Source organism: Streptomyces sp. NBC_00435 (genome assembly GCF_036014235.1).
Taxonomy (GTDB): Bacteria; Actinomycetota; Actinomycetes; order Streptomycetales; family Streptomycetaceae; genus Streptomyces.
Window position 1 is genome coordinate 81,616 of the sequence record NZ_CP107925.1, and the last position, 23,340, is coordinate 104,955.

A 23,340-nucleotide genomic window follows, 5' to 3' on the forward strand; every position below is an offset into this window, starting at 1 on the left:
CCTGGAAGGCCCAGAACGACCTTGGCAACTTCGCGGCGGGACTCTTCGCCCCTCCGGGGCTGAAAAAAAAGCGAACGTTCTGTACTATCTCTCGATGTGAGGCCGGCCCACGCCGGCATCCGGCAGTGGAACAGGGGGAGAGATGACGGCACATACCCGGACCGGAGCCCTCGTCGCCGCGAACACCGCGGACACGGCTCTGGAAGACTTCACCGAACGCCTCTTCGGCCACTTACCCCGAGCCGACCAGCGCCGGTGGGCCCAGGTCTACCTGCGGGGGCTGCTGACCACCCCGGGCAAGAAGTCCGTACGCCAGCTCGCCGCCGCCGTCACCGAATCGCCCACCGCGTCCCAGTCCCTCCAGCAGTTCATCAGCGCGAGCCCCTGGGACTGGGGCCCGGCCCGCCGGGAGCTGCTCCGCTGGATCGAGGAACGGCACACGGCACACGCCTGGACCATCGGTGAGGCCGTCCTGCCCAAGCGCGGCGATCATTCGGTCGGCGTGCACCGGCGTTTCGATCCCGCCGCCGGACGGACCGTCAACTGCCAGCTCGGCTTCGGGCTCTTCCTGTCCCTGGACGGGGCGAGCGTGCCCGTCGACTGGCGGCTGCTGCTCCCCGGGACCTGGTCGGCGGACCCGGCCCTGCGCCGGCGGGCGCGCATCTCGCCCGAGGTCGCGCACCAGGCGCCCGAGGCCCTCGTGCTCGAGCTCATCGACGCGATCTCCGCCCACACCTCGTCCGTCCGGGCCCCCGTGGTCGCCGATCTGAGCCGGCTCCCCGGCGCCGGTGCGCTGATCGGCATGCTCGGCCGGCGCGGCCAGGACTTCCTGGTGTCCGTCCCGGCCACCCTCGCGGTCAGTGCCGCCGGGATAGCCAACGACCGCGGCGGGCCCGCCGGAACGCTCCGGTCCACGACCACCGCGGGCGAGTTCGCGCGGCTCGGCCTCACCCGCCATCCGTACGCGGCCCTGCTCACCGGCCCCGACGGAACCCCGCGAAGGCCCCGGATCCAGTCGGGGCTGGTGCGGGTACCCGGTGCGGAGACAGGGAGCGCCGGACCGCGCCGGACGTACCGCCTGTTCGGCGAACGGCACCCCGGCAACGGCTCCGGCTCCGGCCGGCGGGACCGGCAGGTCTGGCTCACCAACATGAACGAGCACCAGATGGACGATCTGCTCCGCCTGGTCCGCCGGCCGGCCGAGTCCGCCCACGCCCTCAGCTCACTGGCGGGCGAGTTCGGCCTCCTCGACTTCGAGGGGCGTTCCTTCCCCGGCTGGCACCACCACATGACGCTGATGTCGGCCGCGTACGCCTACGAGAGCCTCTCGGCGCGGCGTCGGCAGCCGGGTCGCGCCCCGGCGCAGGAGGTGCGGCGCTCCGCCTGACCCGGCGCGGTTCCCCACGCGCCGGGCCGGGCGGACCGGTTTCACCCACGTCGTCGACGTCACCGCGGGCCCCGGCCCGCTACTCGCCGGGCTCCGCCTGCGGCAGCGTAAGGCGCAGCGCGCCGCGGGCCTCCTCGGTGGCGATGGCCGGCAGGAGGTAGCGCCAGAGGGAGGCGATCCGCTGCGGGAGGTCGGCCCGCCCGGTGGACATCTGGGAGAAGATCTGCGCTCCGGTGAAGGAGCTGACCAGGATCCAGGCGAGCTCGTGGTCGTCGACGTCCGGCTGGAGCTCGCCCTTCGAGCGGGCGAAGCGCAGCTGCTGGCGGAACTCGAGGACCCAGGCCTGGTAGGCGACGTCGTCGCGCAGACCGAACTCCCCCTGCTCCACCGCCAGCCGTACGCCGGCCCGGAGCACCGGGTTGTGCCGCAGCTGGTCCGCGAGGTAGAGCGTGATGTCCACCAGGCGCTGCAGCCCGTCCTCCCCGGACGGGAAGACGAGGCCGTCGCCCTGCCCGACCATGACGGCGTAGGCGAGTTCTTCCTTTGACGCGAAGTGGAAGTACATTCCACCCTGGGTGACGTCGGCCCGCTTCATGATCTTGCTGATGCTGGCGCCGCTGAAGCCGAACTCGTCGAAGACTTCTGCGGCCGCCCGCAGGATGGTCGCTTTGGTCTGGATCGCGCGGTTCTGGGGGACCCGCTCTCGCTTGCGCTCAGCCATGTGCCTAACTTTCCTCGACAAAAAAAACGAACATCCTCTATTTTAAGTCGGTTGCGGGGTAAGCACCAGCCGCTTCGCCCAGGACGTTGCGGGGGAAATCCGATGACGGCTCCGCACGCACGAGCTCCACAGCCGCCATTTTCAGACAACTTGCCCTGGATCCAAGGGTGTTGAGATGTGGTGATGTAAGGATCTCCCTCCTCGAACGTCCGTTTGGGAAAAGAGGGGGGACTCCTCGTGCGTACGTCACGCTTGCTCGTCGGCGCCGCGTCCGCGGCCGTCGTACTGACCCTGACCGTGCTGCTGGCCCCGGACGCTTCCGCCGGGCCCGGGCCGGCCGTCCCGGTGCGGCCCGCGAATCCGGCGCCCGAGGCCGGGCTGGGGGTGACCGCCGGGGGCGGGCACCCCGTGGAGGTCGAGGCCCGGTACGCCACCGCCGACGGGGTCACGCACGTGACCACGTACCTGGCCGCCCCCGGCGTCAGCGCGCGGCAGCTGGCCGGCAGACTGAGCTACGACTCCGTCCGCTACTTCATCGACGGGACGGTGTCGATCAAGTACAACAACTCCTACCCGTCGAACCACCGGGCCGTCGTCTGCCACGAGAGCGGCCACGCGTTCGGCCTGGGCCACAACACGAGTACGAACAGCTGCCTCTACGCGTCGAACCCGCAGGCCAACCTGCCCAACGCGGACGACTGCGCGGAGATCGTGAACCAGCTGTACCCGCGCTGACCGCGAGCGCCGCTCAGGCACACCCCGGTGCGTCAGCGACCGGGGTGAGCTCCACCGGCCCGTCCAGATAGCCGGGGGCCTCGAAGCGCAGCCGGTCCGGCCCGGTGAGCGTGGCGTAGCCGGGCAGGAGCGGCGGACCCGAGCCGGGACCCCGCGGGCCGGGCAGTCCCGCCGGGATGCCGACGACCGTGCCGGCCAGCCACGTCCGGCCGGCGAAGGCGAGGCGGCCCAGACCGCAGTGGACCGGCCAGTCCACCGGGTAGGCCCGGCCCGTCACCGCGTCGGCCCCCGGGTCGGCGGGCGACGGCTCGCCGGGCGTGACCGTACGGCGCGGCGGCGGCGGGGCCGGAGGGGTGGCGGGCGCGCTCGCGCCGACGGCAGGGGCGGCGGGGGCCGCGGGCCGGTCCCCGCCCGCGGTGGGGCCCAGTGGGACCAGCGCCGCGGCCACCGCGCAGAGAAGTACCCCGCCCACCGCGGCGGCCGTCCGGCGGCGCCGGGTCCGACCCTCGCGGATGACCGCCTCCACCGGGGCCGGCCCGGCCTGTTCCCCGTCGGCCAGCTCCCGCATCCCGGCGCGCAGTGCCGCCTGTTCCTGTTCCTCGTCACCGTTCACGTGGTGCTCCTCCCCCGCTCCGTGTCGTTCAGGGCGGCATGGGCCCGCAACCGGGCCAGCCCCTGGCCGTACGCGATTTCACGGTCCCGGCGCTGCAGCCGATCAGCTCCGCCGTTTCCGCGATGCCGAGGTCCTCGTAGAACCGCAGCACCAGTACGGTGCGTTGCTCGGACGGCAGCGCGGCCAGGGCGCGTGCCAGGTCCACCCGGCGGCCCCATCCGGGCTCCGGCTCGGGGCCGGCCGTGTCGGGGAGCACCCCGTGCGGCAGTTCGCCGCGCCAGCGGCGGCGCCACCAGGAGCCGTGGACGTTGACGAGCACCCGGCGGGCGTAGGCGGCCGGATCGTCCCAGGCCCGGTGTCTGGGCCAGGCCAGGTAGACGCGCAGGAGCGCCGCCTGCGTGAGGTCCTGGGCGGTGTCCCGGTCGGCGGTGAGCAGCAGCGCGGTGCGCAGCATGCGGGGGTACACCGCCTGCGCGAACCGGGTGAACTCCGCGTCCCGCTGCACCCGTTGGCCCTCCCCCCCACACCCGGCTCCGGACGCTTCCACGACTCCGACCGTCTGGGGGCGCCGTCAGGTTCCCCCTTGCCGGAGGGAATCAGTGGGGCGTGTTCAGCCCCGTGACGACCATGTGGGTCAGGAGTGCGTAGCTCTCGTCCAGGGCTTCGGGCAGTGCGAACCCGCCTCCGGTTTCGAGGGAGACGAAACCGTGGACCGTGGCGCGCAGGCAGCGGGCCGCGTGGATGGCGGCGGAGTCCTCGAGGCCGTAGGCGCGCAGGGTGGCGAAGAGGATGGTGATCAGACGTTCCCCGGCTTCGGCCGTACGCGGTTCGGGGCTGTGCAGGAGGGCCGCGTAGCGGTGGGGGTGGCGCAGGGCGTAGCTGCGCCAGGCCGTCATGAAGGCGCGTATGGCGTCGTCGGCGGAGCGGCCGATGACGGCGACACCCGTCTCGTCCGCCAGCTCGTTCATGATCCGTGCCGACAGGAGGTCGCGGAGCTCGGCGAGGTTGCGTACGTGCTTGTACAGGGAGGGGGTCGCCACGCCCGCCCGGCCGGCGACCGCCGACAGGGTCAGGGCCGCCGGGCCCTCCTCGTCGACGATCCGCAGTGCCACGTCGACCACCGCCTCCGCGGAGAGCGACGCCCTAGGCACGGGCGGCCTCGTTCAGGAAGGACACGACGGCGGCGGCGGTTTCGGCGGGGAACTGCGCGTGGGCGTAGTGGCCCGCGCCCTCGATCACTTCGAGGCGGCCTCGGCCGGCGGGCAGCTCCGAGACGATGGCCGCGCCCTCGGCGCGGGGGTCGGCCCAGTCGGGGTCCAGGGTGCCCTCGATGACCAGTGCGGGGCACTGGACGTCGCCGAGGCGGGCGCCCGCGTCGGTGGGGGCGGACATGCCCATCTTGGCGACGACGGCCATCCGGCCCGGCCGGCGCAGGTCGCTCTCGAGGGCGGCGAGGTGGTCGGCGAAGCCGGCGGGGCGGGTGCCCGGGTAGGCGTGCTCGAGGTAGCGCTTCCACAGGCCGGCGCTGCGCAGCATGCCGGTGCCCATGAGGAGCAGCATCCCCTTGCGGTAGCGGGCGTTGGACCCGAGGGCGCCGAACTCGATCTTCTGCGCGCGGGTGAAGGGGCTGATCTCGACGATCGCGCTGACCAGCGCGGGCTCCTGAGCCGCCGCGATGGTGGCGGCGCCACCGGCGAAGGAGTGGCCGACGATGACGGCGGGGCCGCCCAGGTGCCGGATCAGGGCGAGCAGGTCGCCCGCCACGTCGGTGCGGGTGTACGAGGCCCAGCCGGTGCTCGACTCCCCGTGTCCGCGCAGGTCGGTGGCGGCCACGCGGTATCCGGCGGCGACGAGGAGGGCGGCGCTCTCGCGGTAGGCCGCGCGGTTGTCGCCCATGCCGTGGGCGAGCACGATCAGCGGACCCTCGCCCGTGACCTCGTACGCGAGCTGTCCGCCGTCGGTTTTCAGAAAGTCCGTCATGGCCCGTCTCCCAGGAGCGGTGGCTAATGGCTATTACCTATAAGCTAATGCCATTAGCCATGAGCGTCAACCGTCCCGGCAGGCAGCCGGCGCCGCCGTCCCCGCTACTTCGGATCGCGGTTGAAGGACGCCTTCGACCAGAAGTAGCCGAGCGCGGAGAGAGCCAGGCACCAGGCCACCGCGAGCCATCCGTTGTGGCCGATCCCGCTGCCGAGCAGCAGTCCGCGCAGGGTCTCGATGGCCGGGGTGAAGGGCTGGTACTCGGCGATCGGCTGGAACCAGCCCGGCATGGCGTCGACGGGGACGAAGGCGCTCGAGATGAGCGGCAGGACGATCAGCGGCAGCGCGTTGTTGCTGGCCGCCTCGGCGTTCGGGCTTACCAGACCCATGCCGACCGCGATCCAGGTGAGCGCCAGGGAGACGAGCGCGAGCAGCCCCAGGGCCGCCAGCCATTCCAGGGGCGTGGCGTCGGTCGAACGGAAGCCGATGGCCACCGCGACGGCGCCCACGAGGACCACGCTCACGATGGACTGCAGCACGCTGCCGACGACGTGCCCGATCAGTACCGAGCCGCGGTGGATCGCCATGGTGCGGAAGCGGGCGATGATCCCCTCGGTCATATCGTTGGAGACCGACACCGCGGTCCCGACCGTGGTGCCGCCGATGGTCATCAGCAGGATGCCCGGTACGACGTACGCGATGTACTCGGATCGATCGGCGCCGCCACCACCCATGCCCGCGCTCATCACGTCACCGAAGACGTAGACGAAGAGCAGCAGCAGGATGATCGGCGTGAGCAGCAGGTTGAGGGTGAGGGACGGGTAGCGCCGGGCGTGCAGGAGGTTGCGGCGCAGCATCGTGGCCGAGTCGCGGACGGCGAGGGAGAGCGAGCTCATCGGACAGCCTCCTCAGGCTGGTCGGTGCCGCCGGTCAGGGCGAAGAACACGTCGTCGAGGTCGGGGGTGTGCACGGTCAGCTCCTCGGCCTCGACGCCGGCCGAATCCAGCCGGTCGAGGACGGAACGCAGTTCGCGCTGGGTGCCGTCGCTGGGGATCCGCAGGGCCAGCGACTCCTCGTCCCGGGTGGCCGCGGGCAGCGCGGAGGCGGCGCTCCGGTACGCGGCGGGGTCGGAGAAGCGGATCCGGACGTGCCCACCGGGGACCAGCCGCTTCAGTTCGTCGCAGGTGCCCTGGGCAGCGATCCCGCCCTCGTGGAGCACCGCGATCCGGTCCGCGAGCTGATCGGCCTCCTCCAGGTACTGCGTGGTGAGGAAGACCGTCACACCGTCCGAGACGAGCCCGCGGATAACCTGCCACATGGTGTGGCGGGCCCGGGGATCGAGACCGGTCGTCGGCTCGTCCAGAAAAATGATCCGCGGACCGCCGACCAAAGTCATGGCGATGTCGAGGCGACGCTTCATGCCACCCGAGTACGTGGACGCGGGCCTCTTCGCAGCATCAGCGAGGTCGAAACGCTCCAGCAACTCGGCCGCGACCCGCCGCCCCTCACGCTTCGGCAAGTGGTGCAGATCCGCCATCAGAAACATGTTCTCCTCACCCGTGATCAGCCCGTCCACGGCGGAGAACTGCCCGGTGACCCCGATCACGGAACGGACCCCGTCCGGTGAGGTGGTGACGTCGTGGCCGCCGACCCGGGCCTGCCCGTCGTCGGCGGCGATGAGCGTGGACAGGATCTGCACGGTGGTGGTCTTGCCGGCGCCGTTCGGGCCGAGCAGTGCGAACACCGTTCCTGCCGGGATGTGCAGGTCGATGCCGTCGAGCACGACCTTGTCGCCGTAGGACTTGCGCAGTCCGTGCGCGGAGATGGCGGCGGGAGGCGGCGGACCGCCACCCTGGCTGGACATGGACATGACAGAAGAAGGCATGGAGCCCTCCGTTCGAAGGTCGATGAGGACGAGCTGGAGGGAGCTGGGGAGTCAGGGAGTCAGGGAGTACGCGAGGCCTGCGCTCAGGCGCGGGCGCGGCGCACGTCGATGTTGCCGTAGCGGGTCCGGGCGCGGACCTCGACGGTGTCCTCCGCCTTCTCCGGGGCCTCGGAGGCGGTGAGGGTGTTGCGCACCTGCCCGTGGCCGGAGTTGACGTCGAGCCAGGCGGCGGTGCCCTCGCGGATGCCGACCTCGATGGCACCGTAGGAGGTCTCCAGCTGGACGGTGCCACGGGCGACTTCGGCCACGCGCAGGGTTCCGTGGGCGGTGGTGGCGGCGACGGATCCCTCGGCGCGCGCGATGTCGATGTCGCCGTTGGCGCCGCTCACCCGCAGGTCGCCGGTCGCGGCGCCGACGGTCGTGGTGCCGTGCGAGTTCTTCAGGACGGCGGAACCGTCGACGAGGCCGACGCGCAGGCTGCCGGAGCTGGTGCTGATCTCGGCCATGCCCTCGATCCGTTCGACGGTGATCGAGCCGTGGGAGGCCGTCAGGTGGAGCGGCCCGGTCGTGTCGAGGCGGACGTCACCGGAGGAGGTCTTCACGCGGACCTCGCCGAGCCGGCCCTCGCCGAGCACCTGGGCCCAGGAGCCGGTCATGTCGATGCGCGAGCCCGTGGGCAGTTCGACCGTCACATCGACGGTGCCGGTGCGCCCGAGGAGATAGCGCTGCTTGGGCGTCCTGACCGTCAGGACGCCGCTCGCGTACGTGACCTCGGTCTGGTCGGCCGACCGCACGTCCTGGTCGCGCTTCGGGTCGCGGGGCCGTACCTCGACGACCGTGTCGAGGCGGTCGCCCGCCGCGAACCTGATGGAACCGGCCTCCACGTGGGCGGTGACGGAAATCGGTTCGGGAGTGTCGAAAGAAGGCATGGCTGTACCGTCCTCGTGAGTCCTTGGGGCGTCCCCGCTGGTGGGACGTGGTGTGGGTGGGGCGGGGTGGAGGCCTAGCGCACCCAGCCCGTGAAGCTCTGTCCGATGGTGCGGGTCCTCTCCGGCGTACGCGGCTCGCCACCGCCGCCGCCCTCGACCGCGGCCGACACGGCCCGGACCAGCCACGCGTTGACCGACAGGCCCTCGCGGCTCGCGACCTCTTCGGCACGCGCCTTGAGGTGGGCCGGCAGCCGCAGATTGACGCGGGCGGTGCCGCCCTCGTCGCCGTCCACGGACGCCTGCGCCCTGAGCGGTTCGGCGGGCCCGGCCGGCTCCGCGGGCCCGCGCTCGGCGAGCGGCAGCGTCACCACGAAATCGGGGTCGGTCCCGCGCAGCCGTACGTCGACCGAGCCCGGGGCCAGCTCGCGGGTGATCTCGCCCATCGCCGCGGAGAGCACGTTGAGCATCGTCAGACGGGCCGCCGACTCCAGCGGAGCGGTCAGCCGGTCGGCCAGCTCTCGAGCATCCGCCCCGCCGGCTTCGGCGGCCACCGCGAGTTCACGGCGGAGGGTGTCGACATACGGGGTGAGGTCCATGACGCCATCATGGCACCATCGTGGCGCCACATGCAAGCCTCATGGCGTCACCCTGGGGCCGAGATCGCCGATAACTGCTATGACCTGCGGAAATACAGGGATCGAAACCTGAGCCACGGTGGCGCCGTGCGGGCTCACACGCCTTGACGGGCACACGTTGGCGCCAAATGGCACCCATGTGGCGCCCGAATGGCGCCCGCATGACGCCACCAGGCGCCGCCTGTCGCCGGGTGCGGCCGGATCTTGGCTGAACCCGGCCCACTCGACACCCGTGGTCCATCCGTGGTGACACTGGGCACCGGCGGCTCTGGGGAGGTCGGCATGTGGGGTCGGCGGGGCTGGGCGGCTCTCGGAGTCGGGGTGGTGGCGCCGGTCCTCGTGATCGGCGGTGTCGTCCGGAGCGTGGCGGGCACCGGCCACGAGGGGCGGGGCGGGGGGCCGGGGTTGGACGGGAGCGGGCATTTCCTGCTCGCCGTCTGCGTCATCCTCACGGCGGCGTTCCTCGGCGGCCGGCTCGCGCGGGCGATCGGGCAGCCGCAGGTCGTCGGGGAGATCTGCGCGGGGCTGGCGCTCGGGCCCTCGCTGCTCGGGCACTTCGCACCCGCCGCCACGGCCTGGCTGTTCCCCGCCCCGTCGCTGCGGCTGCTGGACGGGCTGGCCCAGCTCGGCCTGGTGCTCTTCGTGTTCGGGGTCGGACAGGAACTGGCCCGGCAGAGCTTCCGGGGCGCGGCCGCACAGGCCGTCCTGGTCAGCCACGCGTCGATGCTCGTACCGTTCGCCGTCGGCGCGCTCGCCGCGACCGGGCTGCTCGGCTTCGCCGGCCCCCGCGCCGATCCGCTCTCCTTCGTCCTGTTCGTGGGCTGCGCGCTGAGCATCACGGCCCTGCCCGTGCTCGCCCGGATCCTCGGTGACCTGGGCCTCACCCGGACCGGGCCCGGGCGCCTCAGCCTGTTCGCCGCCGCCGTGGGCGACGGCGGCAGCTGGCTGGTGCTCACCGCGGTACTGGCCGGCGGGACGCTGTTCGCGGTGGTGGGCGCGGTCGCCGTCACCCTGCTCCTCCTCGGCCCGGTGCGCGCTGCCCTGCGCAGGTGGGCACGGACCGGGCGCGAGCTGCCGACCGCCACCCTGACCGTGCTGCTGGTCGTCGCGGTCACCGCCGTGTCCACCGTGACCGCGGCCCTCGGCATCCACCAGTTGATCGGCGCGCTCCTGGTGGGCGTGGCCTGGCCGCCCCCCGGTACGGGTACGAGTACGCGTGCGGGTACAGGTAGGGGCACCAGTACGGGTACGGGTACGAGCACCCGTGCCGCCGTCGAACGGCTGACGTCGACCGCGCGCACCGTGCTGCTCCCGTTCTTCTTCTTCGGCTTCGGCCTGACGCTCGATCTGACGGCCCTGGCCTGGGACTCCGGCACCGCCCGGGTCCTCACGGGCCTCCTCGCGCTCGCCGTCCTCGCCAAACTCGCCGGCCCCGGACTGGTGGCCCGGCTGACCGGCATGGCCTGGAGGCCCGCCCTCACCGTCGGCGTGCTCCTCAATGCCCGGGGCCTGACCGAGCTGGTGGTCATTCAGATCGGCTACCAGGCGGGCATCATCGACCGCCGGCTGCTCGGCATCCTCACCCTCGTGGCCCTGGTCACCACGGTGATGACCACTCCCCTGCTGCGCCTGCTGGACCGGCCGCTCCTCAGCCGGCGCGCGCGGTCCGGCGCGCGTAGTGGCGGGCCGCCTTCGCCCGGTTCCCACAGCCCGTGCTCGAACACCAGCGACGGGTGCCGTTGCGGCTGACGTCGTGGAAGTGCAGCCCGCAGTTCGGGTTGGCGCAGGTCCTCAGCCGGTCGGGGGCGGTGCTGAGCAGGCGGAGGTAGTCGGCGGCCGCCAGGTAGCCGAACAGGCGGGCCGAGTCGGGGGCCTCCAGGCGCTCCACGGGACCGGCCGCGGTGAGCAGGCGGCGGATCCGGCCGGCGTCGAGGAGCCGGTTGAAGGCTTCGAGGGCGCCCGGTCCGGCGTCGGGACGGCCGACCACCCCGGCCAGCGCGGAGCGTGCGGCCCGTGCGGCGCCCAGGGTGGCCCGGTCGGCGCGCAGTTCACCGCCCGCGTAGGGCGCCGCGAGCCGGGAGCCGGACAGCCAGCGGGCCAGGCCACCGGTGGAGTCCAGCAGGTCGTAGCGGCCGTACCGGTCGTGCCAGAGGGTGTTGAGCAGATCCAGGCTCAGTGGCTCGCCGGTCAGCGGGCGCGGATCGGGCCCGCTCATCCCCGTGGTCCTGGCAGCGCTGGTTCGGGAACGCCGGCGAACTCGCAGTACGGGGACGAGCCCTCGGCCCGGTACAGTTCCGCGGCCTGGGGTGCGGCGAGGATCCCGGGGAGCAGCAGCTGCCACAGCCGGGTCAGGTGGCCGCGCAGCGGACCGCAGGAACGGCCGGGGCGACATTCCTCGGTGCGCAGGCTGACGTCCATCCCGATCAGGAAGTACACCAGCTGCGCGGCCGTCTCACGGGGGTCGCCCGAGCCGGTCAGGGCCGCGGCCAGCTCCTCGCGGACGGTGTCGGCCCAGGAGCCGCTGCCGTCGGGGTAATGGACGAACTCCCGGGTCAGCCGGGCTCCCGCGCGGACGACGGGGTCGTGGCCGAGCCTCCCGGCGACGGCGTGGGTCATGTCCACGGCGGCCTGCAGCGGCCGCACCCCCGCGCGCGGTACGGCGCCGAGCGCCCGGTCGATCGCCTTCCGGGCCTCGGTGCGCACCGCCCTGACCAGGTCGTCCTTGGCCGGGAAGTGGTACATCAGGGCACCTTTGGTCACTCCCGCCGCGGCGCAGATGACGGCGAGCGAGGCACCTTCGTAGCCGTAGAGGTCGATGGCCTTGGCCGCGCCGTTGATCAGGGACCGGCGCGTCCGCTCGGCCCTCTCCTGCTGCGCCATGGGCGCTCCTCGTGCGTAGGGGGTGGAGACGTACGGGTGGTGGGTACCGGGGCGGGCCCGCCCCGGTACCCACCACCCGTACGGTCAGGCCGCGGTGCCGGCGGGCACGGCGGCCAGGCTGTCCTCGAAGCTCTTGCGCAGCTGGGCGCGGCGGAGCTTGCCGATGCCGGTCTTGGGAATCTCGGAGCGGTCGACGGGCAGCAGGTGGCGTACGTCGACGCCGAGCCGCTCGCGGACCCGGTCGCGGATCCGCTCGCCCTCCTCCGCGGTGATGGTGCCGGCGCGCGGGCTGAAGAAGACCGCGAGCTCCTCGTCGCCGCCGGGCTCGGAGGTGACGAGGGAGGCGACCGTGTACGAGGGCTCGATGAAGTCGAGTTCCTCGACGGCGGCCTCGATCTCGTGGCCGTGGTAGGCGATGTCGCCGAGCTGGATGACGTCGTCGGTGCGGCCGGTGACGGTGAGGATGCCGTTCTCGACGTACGCCAGGTCGCCGGTCTTGAACCAGCCGTCCTCGGTGAAGGACTGCCGGTTCTGCACGGGGTTGTCGTAGTACCCGGAGGTGATGGTCGAGCCGGTGACCTGGAGGCGGCCGGTGATGCCCCACGGCACGAGCTCGCCGTGCTCGTCGACGACCCGGATGCGGGTGCCGGGCTGGGGGCGGCCGACGGGCACGTAGCGGTCGTCGCCGGCGGCGGCCTCGGTGAACTGGCAGTCGGCCACGCCCGCGGTGGTCTCGGACATGCCCCAGCCGGGGAACATGGCGGTGGCGGGCAGACCGTAGGGGGCCAGCAGGTCCAGGAAGCGGCGTACGACGCCGGAGCGGACGGCCTCGCCGCCGTTCATGATGTAGCGCAGCGGGCTGAGGTCCCAGCCGCGGCCCTCGAAGCGGTCGGCCTGGTCGTTGACGAGCACGAAGGCGAAGTTGGGCGCCCAGGTGGTGTCGGCCCGGTGGGTGGAGACGGCGTCGAGCCAGCGCAGCGGGTCCTCGAGCACCCACTGGATCTTGGCGTGGACCTGGGCGGCACCGAGGAAGACGTCGCGCGCGTGGAACATGATGAGGCCGCCGATGTGGTCCAGCGGCATCCAGTTGAAGGTGCGGGTGTCCGCGTCGAGCTTGTTCACGCGGGCGGTGGCCGCGCTGCGCGTGAGCACGTTGCGGTGGGTGAGGGTGACGGCCTTGGGCACGCCGGTGCTGCCGGAGGTGAGCAGCAGGACGACGGGGTCCACGGCGGCCGGCTGGTGCCAGTCGCGGTCGGGCTCGTTCGCGGCCCGCAGGTTCGCCACGTCGCCCAGGTGGGCGGCGGACCAGCCGGCGTCGGCGGTCACGGCGGGGGTGATCTCCTGGCCGGTGCCGGTCAGGACGCGGGGGCGGCCGTAGCCGCTCCAGACGCGCTCCAGCAGGCCGGGGCCGTTGACGGCGTCGGCGCTGACCGGCAGCGGCAGGAAGCCGCCGAGTACGCAGGCCCAGAAGCCGGCGAGGAGGTCGGTGTCGTCGGCCGACTGGAGGATGATCTTCTCGCCGACTCCGGCGCCGGAGGCACGCAGGCCGGCCAGGACGCGCGAGGCGTCCTCGAGCAGGTCGGCGTAGCTCTGGTGGGCCTCGGTGCCGTCGGGGCGGATGTAGGTGATCCCGCGGCCGTCCTCGGCGCCGGCGGCGCGGACGAGGGCCGCGCCGAGGTGCGCGACGCCGGTTTCGGGGGCGGGCCCGCCGTCGAGCAGCGATATGCCGGTGCCGGTCATGCCTGGTTCTCCTCTTGCTGAGCGGTGTCGGGGTCGGTGGCGGTGCCGGTCGCGGTGGCCACGATGACGAGCGGGCCCCGGCCGTGGAAGGGCGCGGGCTCCTTGCGGAACCCGCCGTACTCGGCCGTGACGGTCAGGCCTGCCGCGGCCAGCAGTTCGCGGACCTCGGGCCCGGTCAGGACGGCCTGGTCGAAGAAGTTGTCGTACATGGAGACGGTGCCGTCGGCGGCGCGGACCAGCAGGGTCTCCTCGTTGCGCCAGTTCGCGGCGTGCGCGTTGATGGCCTGGCGGGCGAGGCGGGTGATCAGCACCCCGTCGGGACCGCGGTGGTGGCCCACGGTGTTGGGCTGGAAGGAGTCGACGAAGTTCAGCATGTGACCGAACTCGAGGACGACCTGGCCGCCGGGGTTGAGCAGCTCGCGGACGGAGCGCAGGACGGCCGGGAGCTCGGCGCGCTCCAGGTAGTTGAGCGTCATGAAGAGGCTGTAGACGAGGTCGTAGCGCTCGTCGGTGCGGTAGCCCTCGGCGCGGCCCTCCACGTAGGAGATGCCCTCGTCGCCGGCGGCGCGGGCGTACTCCAGGAACGCGGCGCTCTGGTCGACGCCGGTGCCGCGGTGGCCCCGCTCGCGCAGGGCGCGCAGGTTGGATCCGGTGCCGCAGCCCAGGTCGAGTACGGTGCCCGCCTCGGGGAGCAGTGACGCGAGGAACTCCGTCTCGGCGGCGAGGTTGCGGAAGTCCTTCCGCATGATCTCGTAGTACTCACCGGGGAATTCGAAGCTCGTGCCGGTCAAATCGGTCATCCTCCTCGGATGTATGTGCTCGTCGGTCGTCGGCGGTGCTCGCCGGTCTTGGCCGGTGCTCGCCGGTCGTCGGCGCCCGTCACATGGAGACGGGCTCGCGCATGGTGCGGTAGCCGCGCGGGGTGAGGCCGTACCGGTCGCGGAAGAGCCGGCTGAAGTGGGAGGCCTGGTAGAGGCCGGACCGTTCACCGATCACGCCGACGGGCAGGTGCTCGAGCCGCGGGTCGCGCAGCTCGGACCGGCACCGGGCGAGGCGCTCGTCCCGGATCCACCGGGCGGGGCTGGTCCCGTGCTCCTGGAAGATCCGCTGGAGGTAGCGCAGCGAGATGTTGTGGTGCTCGGCGACGGCCAGCGGGGTGAGGCCGGGGTCGGAGAGCCGTTCGCGGATGTACGCCTGGATGTTGAGCATGAGGTCGTGCCGGGCCACCTCGTCCTCGGCGGCCACGTGGCGCAGCCGGTCGGCGAGGACGGCGGCGGTCAGGCCCGCCACGGTGGCACCGACCCGGTCGACGGCGGAGTGGATCTCGGTGCCGTGGTCGTGGAGTCCGGCGAGGAGCTGGGAGAGCAGGGCTCCGGCGCCCATGCGCCCGCACCATCCGGTGGCGGTGAGCTTCGCGGTGTCACTGGCCGACATACCCAGGTGCCGGTGCGGCAGCAGGACCTCCACGATGTGGAAGGGCCGGGGCAGTACGAGGCGGTACGGACGGCTGGTGTCGCAGCAGATGATCTGCGGGCCGCTCGCCTGGCCCCGGCGGCCGTCCTGGTGGACGTGGATCTCGCCGGCCAGTGCCCTGAAGACCCGCAGGGACTCGGCGGGGTCGGGGCGGATGAGACGGCCGGGGCGGACGGCCTCGTGGGCCTCCCCGGTGACCAGCGAGATGGTGACGTCGCCGAAATCGCGGCGGACGGTGGTCCCGTGGACGGACTCGTCGTGTCCGCGGATGACCCGGGCCGTACCGGGGGCGGGCGCGGCGAGCGGTGGACTGCGGTCCGGCACGAATCCGCTCGGCCCGCGAAGGGGCAGCATGTCCATCGTTCTCCTCGCTCCGGGAAGCGTCATGCCATCGTGACAGGCAGGCCCATAAAAACATACCTGCATGCACGTACTCGAGCAGCATCAGATGTTCCGATGCCTATGGCCCCACCTCGGCTTTCATGCGCAAACAGGCGATGAACAGGCGCATTTACGCAAGCCTGTCCACAAGTCACCCAGTACAGTTGAGGACTAGGACTGGCCGGACAACGCGGCTTCACGTGCGGTCATGGATGTAGTTTCCGAACGAGGGGTATCACGTGACGATCAAGGTCGGCATCAACGGATTCGGCCGCATCGGCCGCAGCTTCTTCCGCGCCGCCCTTCAGCGGGGCACCGGCCTGGAGGTGGTCGCCGTCAACGACCTCACCGACGCCGCGACGCTGGCCCATCTGCTCAAGTACGACAGCACGCTCGGCCGCCTCGGGCACGACGTCCGCGCGGTCGAGGGCAACCTCGTCATCGACGGGCGCACCATACGCGTGACCGCGGAACGCGACCCCGCCAAGCTGCCGTGGGGCGAGCTGGAGGTGGACGTGGTCATCGAGTCCACCGGTGTCTTCACCGACGCGCACAGGGCCCGCGCCCACCTGGAGGCCGGTGCCCGCAAGGTCATCATCAGCGCGCCCTCGAAGAACGAGGACCTGACGATCGCCTTCGGCATCAACGACAACCTCTACGACCCGGCCGTGCACGACATCGTCTCCAACGCCTCGTGCACCACCAACTGCCTGGCCCCGCTGGCCAAGGTCCTCGACGACGCGCTCGGCATCGAGCACGGCCTGATGACCACGGTCCACGCCTACACCGCGGACCAGAACCTGCAGGACGGTCCGCACAGCGACCTGCGCCGCGCCCGCTCGGCGGCGACGAACACCGTGCCGACCACCACCGGCGCCGCCAAGGCGATCGGGCTGGTCCTGCCGCAGCTCAAGGGCAAGCTCGACGGGTACGCGTTGCGCGTGCCGATCCCGACGGGCTCCGCCACCGACCTCACCGTCCGCGTCGCCCGCGAGACCACGGTCGAGGAGGTCAACGAGATCTTCGCGAAGGCCGCCGAAGGCGCTCTCGCGGGGATCCTCACCTACACCGACGAGCCGATCGTCTCCAGCGACATCGTCACCGACCCCGCGTCGTGCATCTTCGACTCGGGCCTGACCAAGGTCATCGGCGACGGCCGCCAGGTCAAGATCGTCGGCTGGTACGACAACGAGTGGGGCTTCTCCAACCGTGTCGTGGACACCGCCCTGCTGATCGGCGCTCGCTGACCGGCGTTCGCTGACCGGCATTCGCCGGGCGGCGCCCGTCCCGACCGGAGGTTTCCGTGGTGATCAAGACCCCTCATCACGAGGGTGAACAGGCCGTGCAGAAGCAGGCCGGCGAAGGCGGTCCCGGCTGGGGCTCGCCGATGTTCGACGACGTGATCCAGCCCGGCTTCGACCAGTACCTGATGCGCCAGCGGATGCTCTTCCTGGGCGGCGCCGACGCGACGGGGGCCATGTGGTCCTCGCTGGTCACGGGAGAGCCCGGCTTCGCCCTGCCCACGGGCCGGCACACGATCACGCTGTCGTCCCTGCCCGTGCCCGGCGACCCGCTCGCCGACGCCTTCACGGAGACGGCCGACATCGGCCTGCTCGCCCTCGAACCGCACACGACGACCCGGATCCGGATCAACGGCGTGGCGCGGCGCGACGGGGAGCGGCTGCACATCCGCACCGAGCAGGTACTGGGCAACTGCCCCAAGTACCTGCAGGTACGGGTGCCGGTCGCGGACGGGCCCGCCGGAGCGCCCCGGGAGACCCGGGACGGCGACGCGCTCACGCCGGAGCAGGAGAAGTGGATCCGCGGCGCGGACACCTTCTTCATCGCCAGCCAGGCCGACGGCTACGGCGCGGACTCCTCGCACCGCGGCGGCGATGCCGGCTTCGTCCAGGTGGCGGGGCCGCGCAAGCTCGTCTGGCCCGACTACTTCGGCAACTCCTTCTACATGACCCTGGGCAATCTGCAGCTCAACGAGAACTGCGGACTGCTCTTCCTGGACTGGGAATCCGGCCACACCCTGCAGCTGACGGGCAAGGCACGGATCAACTGGGCCGAGGGGGACCGGGCAGACGTGCCCGGAGCCCTGCGGATGTGCGAGTTCGACATCGAGCGCGTGGTGCAGATCGACGGGGCGACCCGGCTGCGCTGGGCGTTCGGCGGTCCTTCTCCGTACAACCCGCCGGCGGCGGCGCGGGGCTGACCCCTACAGCCCCCCGCCGCGCCCCCTCCCAGGCCTCCCTGGTCACCGTCCGGTCGTGCCGCCTCCCCCGTCGGCGCGGCCGGACGGTGTTGTACTCCGCCCCGGCCCCGCCCCCCTCGGCCCTGCCCCCATCCCCGCCTAAGGAATCCCGCCATGCCCGATCCGGCCTTCCCCCGCCTGCGCGCCGACGTCTCGACGCTCCCCCGCTACGTGCCGGGCCGCGCCGCCCCCGACGAGTTCGTCGACAAGCTCTCCTCGAACGAGAACCCGTACCCGCCGCTGCCCTCGGTGATCGGCGCGGTGGAGACCTGGCTGGGCCGGCTCAACCGCTACCCCGATCCCGCCGCGGCCGAACTCACCGCCGAGCTGTCGCAGCGCCTCGGCGTGCCCGTCGACCACTTGGTGCTGGGCACCGGTTCCGTGGGCATCACCCAGCACCTGGTCGCGGCCGCCGCGGGCCCGGGCGACGAGGTCGTCTTCGCCTGGCGTTCGTTCGAGGCGTACCCGCTGCTGGCCTGGGCAGCCGGGGCGACCTCCGTACAGGTGCCGCTGCTCGACGAGACCCACGACCTGGACGCGCTGGCCGACGCGGTCACCGACCGGACCCGCGTCATCTTCGTCTGCAACCCGAACAACCCGACCGGCACCGCCGTGCGCCGCGCCGAGCTGGAGCGGTTCCTGGACCGGGTGCCGCCGGAGGTCCTGGTCGTCATCGACGAGGCCTACCGGGAGTTCGTCGAGGAGGAGGAGATCCCCGACGGCATCGAGCTGTACCGGGACCGGCCCAACGTGGCGGTGCTGCGCACCTTCTCCAAGGCCTACGGACTGGCCGCACTCCGCGTCGGCTACGCGGTGGCCCACCCGCGCGTGACGGCCGCCCTGCGCGCGTGCTCCGTACCGCTCGGCGTGAGCGGCCCCGCCCAGGCGGCCGCACTGGCCTCGCTGCGCGCCACGGAGGAGTTGCGCGAGCGCGTCGCCGACCTGGTGGCCGAGCGTGAGCGGGTCAGCGCCGGCCTGCGTGCCGAGGGGTTCGAGGTCCCCCAGAGCCACGCCAACTTCGTGTGGCTGCGCCTCGGCTCCCGTACCTCCTACTTCGCGGACGCCTGCGAGGCGGCCGGTCTGATGGTGCGCCCCTTCGGCGACGAGGGCGTCCGCATCACGATCGGGTCCCCGGACGCGAACGACCGCCTGCTGAAGACGGCGGCCCACTGGGAGCAGTGAGACCGGCGGGCCGGGCAGCGGGGCGGCCCCGCACACGAACGGGGCGGCGTACTCCGACGGGCTGTCGGGGTGCGCCGCCCCGGTGCGGGACGGGTTGCGGGGAGGTGCCCCGCGCGGTCACGGCCGTTACTTCGGGTCGCTGTTGAACTTCGCGGCCGACCAGAAGTAGCCGAGCACCGCGAGAGCGAGGCACCAGGCCACCGCGAGCCATCCGTTGTGGCCGATCCCGCTGCCGAGCAGCAGTCCCCGCAGGGTCTCGATGGCCGGGGTGAAGGGCTGGTACTCGGCGATCGGCTGGAACCAGCCCGGCATCCCCTCGACCGGGACGAAGGCGCTGGACAGGAGCGGAAGCAGGATCAGGGGCATCGCGTTGTTGCTGGCGGCCTCGGCGTTCGGGCTGATCAGGCCCATGCCGACCGCGATCCAGGTGAGTGCCAGGGAGAACAGGACGAGCAGTCCGAAGGCCGCCAGCCATTCCAGGGGCGTGGCATCCGTGGACCGGAAGCCGATGGCCACGGCGACGGCGCCCACCAGGAGCACGCTCGCGATGGACTGCAGCACGCTGCCGACGACGTGCCCGATCAGTACCGAGCCGCGGTGGATCGCCATGGTGCGGAAGCGGGCGATGATCCCCTCGGTCATATCGTTGGAGACCGACACCGCGGTCCCGATGGTGGTGCTGCCGATGGTCATCAGCAGGAGGCCCGGGACCAGGTAGGCGATGTAGTCGGACCGGTTGCCGCCGATGCCCGCGCTCATCGTGCCGCCGAAGATGTAGACGAAGAGCAGCAGCAGGATGATCGGCGTGAGCAGCAGGTTGAGGGTGAGGGACGGGTAGCGCCGGGCGTGCAGGAGGTTGCGGCGCAGCATCGTGGCCGAGTCGCGGACGGCGAGGGAGAGCGAGCTCATCGGACAGCCTCCTCAGGCTGGTCGGGCAGGCCGGACCGGCCGTGCCGCGGGTCGGTGCCGGTCAGGGCGAAGAACACGTCGTCAAGGTCGGGGGTGTGCACGGTCAGCTCGTCGGCCTCGACGCCGGCCGAATCCAGCCGGTCGAGGATGGAACGCAGTTCGCGCTGGGTGCCGTCGCTGGGGATCCGCAGGGCCAGCGACTCCTCGTCCCGGGTGGCCGCGGGCAGCGCGGAGGCGGCGCTCCGGTACGCGGCGGGGTCGGAGAAGCGGATCCGGACGTGCCCACCGGGGACCAGCCGCTTCAGTTCGTCGCAGGTGCCCTGGGCGGCGATCCCGCCCTCGTGGAGCACCGCGATCCGGTCCGCGAGCTGATCGGCCTCCTCCAGGTACTGCGTGGTGAGGAAGACCGTCACACCGTCCGAGACGAGCCCGCGGATAACCTGCCACATGGTGTGGCGGGCCCGGGGATCGAGACCGGTCGTCGGCTCGTCCAGAAAAATGATCCGCGGACCGCCGACCAAAGTCATGGCGATGTCGAGGCGACGCTTCATGCCACCCGAGTACGTGGACGCGGGCCTCTTCGCAGCATCAGCGAGGTCGAAACGCTCCAGCAACTCGGCCGCGACCCGCCGCCCCTCACGCTTCGGCAAGTGGTGCAGATCCGCCATCAGAAACATGTTCTCCTCACCCGTGATCAGCCCGTCCACGGCGGAGAACTGCCCGGTGACCCCGATCACGGAACGGACCGCCCGCGGATCGGCGGCGAGGTCGTGGCCGCCGACCCGGATCGCGCCGGAGGCGGGATCCGGGGAGACGAGGGTGGAGAGGATCTGCACGGTGGTGGTCTTGCCGGCGCCGTTCGGGCCGAGCAGTGCGAACACCGTTCCTTCGGGAACGGTCAGGTCGATGCCGTCGAGCACGACCTTGTCGCCGTAGGACTTGCGCAGTCCGTGCGCCTGGATGGCCGGGTTCGTCATGGGGGTTGCTCCTTTACAGGCTGCGGGCGGTGACGTCGCCGTAGGCGGTGGTCGCGTGGATGGTGAGGCCGGCGGCGGCGCCGTCGGTGTTGCTGAGGGCGTTGTGGATCCGGCCATACGCGGTGCCGGCGTCGAGGGTGGCGGAGACCCCGCGGGCGGCGCCGACCTCGATCTGGCCGTACTCGGTGCGCAGTTCGACCGTGCCGCTCAGGGCCTCGGTGATGCGCAGGTCGCCCTTCCGGGTGGTGATCCGTGCGGGGCCGGCCAGGCGGCCGACCGTGATGTCGCCGGCGGCGAGGGTCAGCCGGGCGCTCGCGGCTTCGTCGATCTTGACGGTGGCCTGCGCGCCCTCGAAGGTGACGTCTCCGAGGCGTCCGACGCCCCGGAACTCGGCGCTGGCCGCCTTGGCGTCGACGCGGGAGCCGGCGGGCAGTTGGACGGTCACCTCGATGGCTCCGGAAGCGCCCAGGTACTGGTTCTTCGCCGAGGCCTCGATGCGCAGGACGCCGTCGGCGTACGCGACCTTCGTCTGCTCCGCCGCCTTCACGTCGCGGCCCTTGGAGGCGTCCGCGGGCCGGACCTCGACCGCGGTGTCCGTGCGGTTGGCGGCGATGAAGCGGACGCTGCCGGCGGGGATGTCCAGGATGGTGGAGATCGGGGCGGGGGTGTCGAACTTCTGCACGATGTTCTCCTGCGACTCGTTGTTTCCGATGACGGAAAAGCTACGTTGCTTTCCAAGTCGCTGCAATAAGTTCGTTGCGATGAATCACCATCTTTGCAGGTCACAGCAGTAACATCGTTGCGAAAGCCTGAAGCAAAATGCAACGACAGCACCCTCAAGCGTTGCAATGGAATGAAGGTGAACGCTATACTGGAGGCTCGACGACCCCCGAAGGAGACCGCGATGCCGGGCGGCAGGCTCACCCAGCAGGAACGCCAGCAGATCGCGCTGGGAGTGGCCGACGGCCTCGCCTACGCGGAGATCGCCAGAGGCCTCGACCGTCCGACCTCGACCGTCACGCGCGAGGTCATGCGCAACGGCGGCCCCGGCGCGTACCGCGCCGACCTGGCCCACCGCGCCACCGAGGCCCGCGCCCACCGGCGCAGCAGGGCCGTGCCCCGCGGACCGGAGGCACCCCCGCAGGCCCACGGACGGGACGCCGGGGCCGTGCAGGCCTACGAGGAGGTGTTCACCACCGTCATGATGGCTTCCGGCATGCCCCGGATGACGGCCCGGGTGATGTCCTGCCTGACCCTCACCGACTCGGGCAGCCTCACCGCCGCCGAACTGGTCAAGCGCCTCCAGGTCAGCCCCGCGTCGGTCTCCAAGGCGATCACGTTCCTGGAGGAGCAGGGCCTGGTCCGCCGGGAACGCGACGAGGGCCGCCGCGAGCGCTACGTCGTCGACGACGACATCTGGTACCAGTCGATGATGGCCAGCGCCCGTTCCACGGCCCAGATAGTGGAGACCGCACGGCAGGGCGTCGCCGTACTCGGCCCCGGCACCCCGGCCGGCACCCGGATGGAGAACATCGCCCGCTTCCTCGACTTCGTCTCCGAGAGCATCGCCCGCGCCGCGGAGCAGGCCCGGGAGATCCTCCACACGAAGCCCGGAACACCCCCGGAGGAGGAGCGCGGTTAGGCCGTATCCGCCGGATCCTCGCCGGCGCGGCCCAGCCGCGCCGCCAGTGCCCGGACGTGGTCCCGGAGTTCGGGGGGTTCCAGGACCTGGAACTCGAAACCCTTGAGGGCGATGTAGAGGGCGACCTGCTCCAGGGAGCCACCGCCGCCGTGGAACAGGCACGACTGCTCGTCGACCATCTCCAGTCGCCCTGCGGCGGGTGAGGTGTATTCGGCGACCGCCTCGATCGGGGCGCGGAACAGGACCTTCACCTGGAACCGGAAGGGCGCCGAGGACAGCGCGTCGGACATGTAGGCGCGCAGGTCCTCCGCCGGGGCCGGCCGCGGCGCGAAGCGCGGGCCGGGCTGGGGCGGGCCGTCGAAGCGGTCCACCCGGAAGGTGCGCCAGTCCTCGCGGTCCAGGTCGAAGGCGAGCAGGTACCAGCGGCGGCCGGTGTGGACCAGCCGGTACGGCTCCACGCGCCGGGTCGCCTCCCGGTAGCCGAAGCGGACTCCCTCGTGGGCACGGCAGGCAGCTGCCAGGGCCGCCAGCAGGCCCGCGTCCACCGTGGGTCCGGGGCCGGTCAGCGGCAGGATCGCGGACTGCATCGCGCTCACCCGGTGCCGCAGCCGCGACGGCAGGACCTGTTCGAGCTTGGCCAGCGCGCGCAAGGACGTCTCCTCCATGCCCGAGACGGACCCGGTGGCGGCGGCACGGAGGCCGACCGCGACGGCCACCGCTTCCTCGTCGTCCAGCAGCAGCGGCGGAAGGGCGGCGCCGACCCCCAGCCGGTAGCCGCCCGCCGTGCCGGTGCCCGACCCCACCGGGTAGCCCAGTTCCCGGAGCCGGTCTACGTCCCGCCGGACCGTACGGGTGGTCACCCCGAGCCGGTCGGCCAGCTCCGGCCCCGGCCAGTCGGGCCGGGACTGCAGCAAGGACAACAGGCGCAGCAGCCGCGCCGAGGTCTCCAGCATGTGCGGAAAGCTCCCCAGGGATCGGCGGCGCTCGAGGACCGGAGCGGTCCTCGAGCGC

The 23,340-nt window shown here is 72.0% G+C and carries 25 protein-coding genes; 7 read left to right on the top strand and 18 right to left on the bottom strand.

The annotated features are described in order from the left end of the window. Window positions 1-142: 142 nt before the first annotated feature. Window positions 143-1,387 (top strand): IS701 family transposase, encoded by a 1,245-nt coding sequence (locus tag OG389_RS36160; RefSeq protein ID WP_328304554.1) that lies wholly within the window; start codon window positions 143-145, stop codon window positions 1,385-1,387. Window positions 1,388-1,466: 79 nt separating this feature from the next. Here the strand turns inward: OG389_RS36160 and OG389_RS36165 are convergent, their stop codons facing one another. Further along, a complete protein-coding gene (locus OG389_RS36165; RefSeq protein WP_328304556.1) occupies window positions 1,467-2,108 on the bottom strand; it encodes a ScbR family autoregulator-binding transcription factor in 642 nt (213 codons plus the stop codon). Between the two features lie 237 nt (window positions 2,109-2,345). Here OG389_RS36165 and OG389_RS36170 point away from each other — a divergent pair, with 237 nt between their 5' ends. Then, a complete protein-coding gene (locus OG389_RS36170) occupies window positions 2,346-2,843 on the top strand; it encodes a matrixin family metalloprotease (RefSeq protein ID WP_328304558.1) in 498 nt (165 codons plus the stop codon). Window positions 2,844-2,856: 13 nt separating this feature from the next. On the opposite strand, the gene OG389_RS36175 is transcribed toward OG389_RS36170, so the two are convergent. From OG389_RS36175 to OG389_RS36210, 8 genes are all read right to left on the bottom strand, one after another. Further along, a complete protein-coding gene (locus OG389_RS36175) occupies window positions 2,857-3,456 on the bottom strand; it encodes a hypothetical protein (protein ID WP_328304560.1) in 600 nt (199 codons plus the stop codon). 28 nt (window positions 3,457-3,484) lie between these two features. Then, the gene (locus tag OG389_RS36180; RefSeq protein ID WP_328304562.1) at window positions 3,485-3,961 is read right to left on the bottom strand and encodes a SigE family RNA polymerase sigma factor; all 477 of its coding nucleotides are present in this window, start codon (window positions 3,959-3,961) and stop codon (window positions 3,485-3,487) included. 91 nt (window positions 3,962-4,052) lie between these two features. Further along, window positions 4,053-4,607 (bottom strand): TetR/AcrR family transcriptional regulator, encoded by a 555-nt coding sequence (locus tag OG389_RS36185; protein WP_328304564.1) that lies wholly within the window; start codon window positions 4,605-4,607, stop codon window positions 4,053-4,055. Further along, a complete protein-coding gene (locus OG389_RS36190) occupies window positions 4,600-5,436 on the bottom strand; it encodes an alpha/beta fold hydrolase (protein ID WP_328304566.1) in 837 nt (278 codons plus the stop codon). Before OG389_RS36190 ends, OG389_RS36185 begins: the two co-directional genes overlap by 8 nt. 104 nt (window positions 5,437-5,540) lie before the next feature. Beyond that, a complete protein-coding gene (locus tag OG389_RS36195; protein WP_328304568.1) occupies window positions 5,541-6,332 on the bottom strand; it encodes an ABC transporter permease in 792 nt (263 codons plus the stop codon). Next, window positions 6,329-7,321, bottom strand: coding sequence for an ATP-binding cassette domain-containing protein (locus tag OG389_RS36200; protein ID WP_328304570.1), 993 nt, complete (start codon window positions 7,319-7,321; stop codon window positions 6,329-6,331). The genes OG389_RS36195 and OG389_RS36200 overlap by 4 nt, the downstream gene beginning before the upstream one ends. Before the next feature lie 83 nt (window positions 7,322-7,404). Beyond that, on the bottom strand, window positions 7,405-8,250 hold the full coding sequence (locus tag OG389_RS36205; RefSeq protein WP_328304572.1) for a DUF4097 family beta strand repeat-containing protein: 846 nt from the start codon (window positions 8,248-8,250) through the stop codon (window positions 7,405-7,407). A gap of 74 nt (window positions 8,251-8,324) precedes the next feature. Next, window positions 8,325-8,846 carry a hypothetical protein gene (locus tag OG389_RS36210; RefSeq protein WP_328304574.1) on the bottom strand — a complete coding sequence of 174 codons (522 nt, stop codon included), beginning with the start codon at window positions 8,844-8,846 and terminating at the stop codon, window positions 8,325-8,327. A gap of 321 nt (window positions 8,847-9,167) precedes the next feature. Here OG389_RS36210 and OG389_RS36215 point away from each other — a divergent pair, with 321 nt between their 5' ends. Then, window positions 9,168-10,634, top strand: a complete 1,467-nt coding sequence (locus tag OG389_RS36215; RefSeq protein ID WP_328304576.1) for a cation:proton antiporter — start codon at window positions 9,168-9,170, stop codon at window positions 10,632-10,634. Here OG389_RS36215 and OG389_RS36220 read toward each other — a convergent pair. The 5 genes from OG389_RS36220 to OG389_RS36240 form a co-directional block, all read right to left on the bottom strand. Further along, window positions 10,534-11,100: a CGNR zinc finger domain-containing protein gene (locus tag OG389_RS36220; RefSeq protein WP_328304578.1), complete on the bottom strand. Its 567-nt coding sequence runs from the start codon at window positions 11,098-11,100 to the stop codon at window positions 10,534-10,536. The two genes, OG389_RS36215 and OG389_RS36220, sit on opposite strands and share 101 nt — an antisense overlap. Next, window positions 11,097-11,765 carry a TetR/AcrR family transcriptional regulator gene (locus OG389_RS36225; protein WP_328304580.1) on the bottom strand — a complete coding sequence of 223 codons (669 nt, stop codon included), beginning with the start codon at window positions 11,763-11,765 and terminating at the stop codon, window positions 11,097-11,099. Before OG389_RS36225 ends, OG389_RS36220 begins: the two co-directional genes overlap by 4 nt. Window positions 11,766-11,849: 84 nt before the next feature. Beyond that, on the bottom strand, window positions 11,850-13,505 hold the full coding sequence (locus tag OG389_RS36230) for an AMP-binding protein (RefSeq protein WP_328304582.1): 1,656 nt from the start codon (window positions 13,503-13,505) through the stop codon (window positions 11,850-11,852). Next, the gene (locus OG389_RS36235; protein ID WP_328304584.1) at window positions 13,502-14,305 is read right to left on the bottom strand and encodes a class I SAM-dependent methyltransferase; all 804 of its coding nucleotides are present in this window, start codon (window positions 14,303-14,305) and stop codon (window positions 13,502-13,504) included. Before OG389_RS36235 ends, OG389_RS36230 begins: the two co-directional genes overlap by 4 nt. Window positions 14,306-14,384: 79 nt before the next feature. Continuing rightward, window positions 14,385-15,332 (bottom strand): helix-turn-helix domain-containing protein, encoded by a 948-nt coding sequence (locus OG389_RS36240; RefSeq protein WP_328304586.1) that lies wholly within the window; start codon window positions 15,330-15,332, stop codon window positions 14,385-14,387. Between the two features lie 266 nt (window positions 15,333-15,598). Here OG389_RS36240 and gap point away from each other — a divergent pair, with 266 nt between their 5' ends. From gap to hisC, 3 genes are all read left to right on the top strand, one after another. Continuing rightward, the gene (gene gap, locus OG389_RS36245) at window positions 15,599-16,606 is read left to right on the top strand and encodes a type I glyceraldehyde-3-phosphate dehydrogenase (RefSeq protein ID WP_328304588.1); all 1,008 of its coding nucleotides are present in this window, start codon (window positions 15,599-15,601) and stop codon (window positions 16,604-16,606) included. Between the two features lie 59 nt (window positions 16,607-16,665). After that, window positions 16,666-17,580, top strand: coding sequence for a pyridoxamine 5'-phosphate oxidase family protein (locus OG389_RS36250; protein WP_328304590.1), 915 nt, complete (start codon window positions 16,666-16,668; stop codon window positions 17,578-17,580). A 153-nt stretch (window positions 17,581-17,733) separates the two neighbouring features. Next, the gene (gene hisC / locus OG389_RS36255; protein WP_328304592.1) at window positions 17,734-18,801 is read left to right on the top strand and encodes a histidinol-phosphate transaminase; all 1,068 of its coding nucleotides are present in this window, start codon (window positions 17,734-17,736) and stop codon (window positions 18,799-18,801) included. Between the two features lie 126 nt (window positions 18,802-18,927). Here hisC and OG389_RS36260 read toward each other — a convergent pair whose 3' ends face one another. From OG389_RS36260 to OG389_RS36270, 3 genes are read right to left on the bottom strand one after another with little or no spacing between them, the layout of a single operon-like run. Continuing rightward, window positions 18,928-19,710: an ABC transporter permease gene (locus tag OG389_RS36260; RefSeq protein ID WP_328304594.1), complete on the bottom strand. Its 783-nt coding sequence runs from the start codon at window positions 19,708-19,710 to the stop codon at window positions 18,928-18,930. Then, window positions 19,707-20,687, bottom strand: coding sequence for an ATP-binding cassette domain-containing protein (locus OG389_RS36265; protein ID WP_328304596.1), 981 nt, complete (start codon window positions 20,685-20,687; stop codon window positions 19,707-19,709). The genes OG389_RS36260 and OG389_RS36265 overlap by 4 nt, the downstream gene beginning before the upstream one ends. A 13-nt stretch (window positions 20,688-20,700) precedes the next feature. Then, complete coding sequence (locus OG389_RS36270) at window positions 20,701-21,369, bottom strand: DUF4097 family beta strand repeat-containing protein (RefSeq protein WP_328304598.1); 669 nt, start codon at window positions 21,367-21,369, stop codon at window positions 20,701-20,703. Between the two features lie 222 nt (window positions 21,370-21,591). Between OG389_RS36270 and OG389_RS36275 the strand changes: the two genes are divergently transcribed. Then, the gene (locus OG389_RS36275) at window positions 21,592-22,329 is read left to right on the top strand and encodes a GbsR/MarR family transcriptional regulator (RefSeq protein WP_328304600.1); all 738 of its coding nucleotides are present in this window, start codon (window positions 21,592-21,594) and stop codon (window positions 22,327-22,329) included. Here OG389_RS36275 and OG389_RS36280 read toward each other — a convergent pair. After that, a complete protein-coding gene (locus tag OG389_RS36280; protein ID WP_328304602.1) occupies window positions 22,326-23,282 on the bottom strand; it encodes a helix-turn-helix transcriptional regulator in 957 nt (318 codons plus the stop codon). The two genes, OG389_RS36275 and OG389_RS36280, sit on opposite strands and share 4 nt — an antisense overlap. Between the last annotated feature and the right edge of the window lie 58 nt (window positions 23,283-23,340).

Coding starts and splice junctions, on each gene's coding strand:
- OG389_RS36205 (WP_328304572.1), bottom strand. CDS start 8,250: ATGCCTTCTTTCGACACTCCCGAACCGATTTCCGTCACCGCCCACGTG.
- OG389_RS36225 (WP_328304580.1), bottom strand. CDS start 11,765: ATGGCGCAGCAGGAGAGGGCCGAGCGGACGCGCCGGTCCCTGATCAAC.
- OG389_RS36220 (WP_328304578.1), bottom strand. CDS start 11,100: ATGAGCGGGCCCGATCCGCGCCCGCTGACCGGCGAGCCACTGAGCCTG.
- OG389_RS36280 (WP_328304602.1), bottom strand. CDS start 23,282: ATGCTGGAGACCTCGGCGCGGCTGCTGCGCCTGTTGTCCTTGCTGCAG.
- OG389_RS36230 (WP_328304582.1), bottom strand. CDS start 13,505: ATGACCGGCACCGGCATATCGCTGCTCGACGGCGGGCCCGCCCCCGAA.
- OG389_RS36210 (WP_328304574.1), bottom strand. CDS start 8,846: ATGGACCTCACCCCGTATGTCGACACCCTCCGCCGTGAACTCGCGGTG.
- OG389_RS36165 (WP_328304556.1), bottom strand. CDS start 2,108: ATGGCTGAGCGCAAGCGAGAGCGGGTCCCCCAGAACCGCGCGATCCAG.
- OG389_RS36160 (WP_328304554.1), top strand. CDS start 143: ATGACGGCACATACCCGGACCGGAGCCCTCGTCGCCGCGAACACCGCG.
- OG389_RS36260 (WP_328304594.1), bottom strand. CDS start 19,710: ATGAGCTCGCTCTCCCTCGCCGTCCGCGACTCGGCCACGATGCTGCGC.
- hisC (WP_328304592.1), top strand. CDS start 17,734: ATGCCCGATCCGGCCTTCCCCCGCCTGCGCGCCGACGTCTCGACGCTC.
- OG389_RS36235 (WP_328304584.1), bottom strand. CDS start 14,305: ATGACCGATTTGACCGGCACGAGCTTCGAATTCCCCGGTGAGTACTAC.
- OG389_RS36265 (WP_328304596.1), bottom strand. CDS start 20,687: ATGACGAACCCGGCCATCCAGGCGCACGGACTGCGCAAGTCCTACGGC.
- OG389_RS36240 (WP_328304586.1), bottom strand. CDS start 15,332: ATGCTGCCCCTTCGCGGGCCGAGCGGATTCGTGCCGGACCGCAGTCCA.
- OG389_RS36190 (WP_328304566.1), bottom strand. CDS start 5,436: ATGACGGACTTTCTGAAAACCGACGGCGGACAGCTCGCGTACGAGGTC.
- OG389_RS36200 (WP_328304570.1), bottom strand. CDS start 7,321: ATGCCTTCTTCTGTCATGTCCATGTCCAGCCAGGGTGGCGGTCCGCCG.
- OG389_RS36195 (WP_328304568.1), bottom strand. CDS start 6,332: ATGAGCTCGCTCTCCCTCGCCGTCCGCGACTCGGCCACGATGCTGCGC.
- OG389_RS36215 (WP_328304576.1), top strand. CDS start 9,168: ATGTGGGGTCGGCGGGGCTGGGCGGCTCTCGGAGTCGGGGTGGTGGCG.
- OG389_RS36275 (WP_328304600.1), top strand. CDS start 21,592: ATGCCGGGCGGCAGGCTCACCCAGCAGGAACGCCAGCAGATCGCGCTG.